This is a genomic window from Trebonia sp., assembly GCF_049794275.1.
In the GTDB taxonomy this organism is placed as follows: domain Bacteria; phylum Actinomycetota; class Actinomycetes; order Streptosporangiales; family Streptosporangiaceae; genus Trebonia.
Genome location: NZ_JBARCR010000574.1, coordinates 1 through 3,189 on the forward strand (window position 1 = coordinate 1; position 3,189 = coordinate 3,189).

Genomic DNA, 3,189 nt, shown 5'->3' on the forward strand with positions numbered 1-3,189 from the left:
CTGCTACCCCGCGGCCGATGCCCCGCCTTGCCGCCCGTGCCACCCTCACGCCCCACGCGCGCCACTCCCATGCCTGCGCGCCAGATAACAGCAAGAAACGCCATCGCTGCGAGAACCGGTCTGCACATAGGGCGCAATCCTCCCGTTTTATGTCGCTTTTGCCCCGATTCTGAGGTGACGTTTGCGCCCTATGTCATCTACGGGCTCACCCTCGCGGCGATAACAGCAAGAAACTGGGTCTGAGCAAAAGATCGTGGGGACTTCGCCCCGGAAAACGAGGGCAAAGTCCCCACGATAATTGGAATCCCCGGTTAGGGCTGCGGCATCGGGGTGGGGACGCGGCGCGGGGCGCCGAAGGCGCCTAGTTCCAGGTCCGCCTGGAGCTCGTAGTAGGCGGGCTTCGGCTGCTGGTTCACGTCGTAGATCGTGGCGTACCCCTCGCCGGCGAAGGTGCCGGGCACCCAGGAGTCGGCGTCGGTGAATCCCCAGATCGTGAAGGAGATGACCTGCGGCACCGCGAGCGCGGCCTTGAGCATCCCGGAGAACTCGTACGGCTGGGCGAACACCGCCAGGTGGTCCGTCGGCACCTGATCCGTCGCGTTGTTCACGAACGTGCGGACGTCGGCCTCGGTGATCGCGACCTTCAGGCCCAGGCTCGCGTACCGCTCCAGGTCCTGCTGGAAGAGCTGCGGGCTGAAGCCGTACTGGGTGTCCAGGTGTCCCTGGCTCCCCACGCCCATGATCGGGACGCCTTCGGACAGCATCTGCTTGAGCCACGCGTAGACCGCGTCGCTCTTGGCGTTCGTGCCGTCCTCGCCGGTGATGTTGTAGTCGTTATAGAAGAGCAGCGCGCCAGGGTCCGCCGCGTGCGCCCAGCGGAATGCCTGCGGAATGATGTCCGGGCCGAGATGCGAAATCCAGAAGTTGTTCGGGTCGATGCCGGACGGATTGGCGTCAAGGAAGAACTCGTTGGCCACGTCCCATTGCCAGATCCTGCCGCGGTAGCGCGACACCTCGACCTGGATGTGGTTGTGCAGAAGCTGCTTCAGCTGGGCGTTGGTGATCGTGCCGTTGGCGACGCCCGTGGTCAGCCAGGTGGGCAGCTGGTTGTGCCACAGCAGCGTGTGGCCGCGGACCAGCTGGCCGTTCGCGCGCGCGAAGGCCACGAGCTGGTCGGCCTGCGACCAGTCGTAGACGCCCTGGGTCGGCTCGACGATCTGCCACTTCATTCCGTTGCCGGGGGTGACCACGGAGAACTGACTCGCGGCGATGGCCGCCCACGCGGGTGTCTCAATGTCCTGCGGGATGAGCGCGGTGCCGAACCTGAGGCCGATCTTCGCGGCGAGCGCCCGCAGGGAGGTGGGGCTGGTTCCTGGATTCGCGCTGGGCCTGACGGCCAGCCCGGCGGCGGCCGGTGACGCCAGGGCTGAGGCGCCGGTGCCGAGCACGGCCGCCGCGCCGCCCGCGGCGCCCATCGCGAGAAGACTGCGTCGTCTCATTGCTGACTCCTATCAGCCGAAATATTTCGGACAAATTCGAAACTTTCGGCTCACGGCTATCGGATAATGGCACCGTAGGCGCACAAAGAAAACGTGTCAATAGGTACGATTCTTGGGAATGTTGAGTATTTATCGTGCTCGATGTGCCGTTACTGGCGATTTAGTTGCAGGCGTTCACCCATTGCCCAATGTCCGATACGCTGAGGAATGCTGCGAAAGTTTCGATTTCTCGGAAGGGGCGAGCGTGCGGGTCGCCAGGCTGTACGGAACCGGGGACATCAGGGTCGGGGACGAGCCGGAGCCGGCCCGGACCGCGCCCGTGCGCCCTCACGAGGACGACGAGGCCCTGGTCCGGGTCACCGCCGTCGGGATCTGCGGCTCGGACCTGCACTGGTGGACCGAGGGCGCTATCGGCGACGCGAAGCTGTCCCGCCCGCTGGTGCTCGGGCATGAGGGCGCGGGAGTGATCGCGGCCGGGCCGCGCCGCGGCGAGCGGGTCGCGATCGACCCGGCGATTCCGTGCGAGGCGTGCCGGGCGTGCCACGACGGCTACCGGAACCTGTGCTACAACGTCAGGTTCGCCGGGCACGGCGAGACCGACGGCATGCTGCGCGAGCAGCTGCGCTGGCCGGCGCGGCTGCTGCACCCACTGCCCGATCAGGTCAGCGACGACGCTGGAGCGCTGCTCGAGCCGCTGGGCGTTGCGCTGCACGCGATGGACCTCGGGCACGTGCCGTTCGGCGGGCGGGTGACGGTGGTCGGCTGCGGGCCGATCGGCCTGCTGCTCCTCCAGGTGCTCCGCGTCGACGGCTCCGGCCCCGTCACGGCGGTCGAGCCGCTGTCGCACCGCCGCGAGGCGGCCGCCGGCTACGGGGCGGACGAGGTGGCAGAGCCGGACGCCGACCTGACGGGGTACGGCGCCGATGTGGCGTTCGAAGTGGCGGGCACCGACGACGCGGTGCGGCTCGCGATGCAATCGGTTCGGCCGGGCGGCCGGGTGGTCCTCGCCGGCATTCCCGATCACGACGTCACGACGTTCCCTGCCTCGCTCGCCAGGCGCAAGGGGCTCACCATAGCCATGGTGCGGCGGATGAACGACGTCTATCCGCGCGCCATCGGCCTCGCCGCCCGCGGCGCGGTAGCCCTGGACCCGCTCGTCTCGCGCCGGGCCGACCTGGACGAGGCGGTGACCGCGTTCGCCACCGCCCAGCGCCGCGTCGGCCTGAAAGTCCTCATCGTCCCGTGAGACGGAATCGCTGATCTGCGCGGCCTGGCTTATAGTCTCAGTTAGTTGCTGAATTCAAGGCCGCGACACCGGGGTGCTGGCGGGGGCTGAAGGGGAGGCACCGTGTCGGCATCGACAGAACGCGAGATGCCGCGGCACGAGATGCCGCGGCCGGTGATGGCCGACGTAGCTCGGCTGGCCGGCGTCTCACATCAGACCGTCTCCCGGGTACTGAACGGCCATCCCAATGTGAGCGCGGCGACCAAGGCCAGCGTCCTGGCGGCCATCCGAGACCTCGGGTACCGGCCGAACATCGCGGCCCGCACCCTCGTCACCGGCAAGACCAACGTGCTTGGCGTGATCAGCTTCGACACCACGCTGTACGGGCCGGCGTCCATGCTGTACGGCATCGAGCGCGCGGCCCGTCCCGGGTACTTCGTCGCGATCGCGAGCCTGCCGTCCTTC

At 68.0% G+C, this 3,189-nt stretch carries 3 protein-coding genes; 2 read left to right on the top strand and 1 reads right to left on the bottom strand.

What is annotated here, in order from left to right; genetic code table 11:
• Window positions 1-311: 311 nt before the first annotated feature.
• Window positions 312-1,499: an endo-1,4-beta-xylanase gene (locus WA805_RS15635; RefSeq protein WP_422285688.1), complete on the bottom strand. Its 1,188-nt coding sequence runs from the start codon at window positions 1,497-1,499 to the stop codon at window positions 312-314.
• 244 nt (window positions 1,500-1,743) lie between these two features.
• On the opposite strand from WA805_RS15635, the gene WA805_RS15640 reads away from it, so the two are divergent.
• Together WA805_RS15640 and WA805_RS15645 are read left to right on the top strand one after the other, a co-directional pair.
• A complete protein-coding gene (locus WA805_RS15640; RefSeq protein ID WP_425242685.1) occupies window positions 1,744-2,745 on the top strand; it encodes a zinc-dependent alcohol dehydrogenase in 1,002 nt (333 codons plus the stop codon).
• A 126-nt stretch (window positions 2,746-2,871) separates the two neighbouring features.
• Window positions 2,872-3,189 (top strand): LacI family DNA-binding transcriptional regulator (locus WA805_RS15645; RefSeq protein WP_425242686.1); only part of this gene is annotated, 318 nt, incomplete at its 3' end.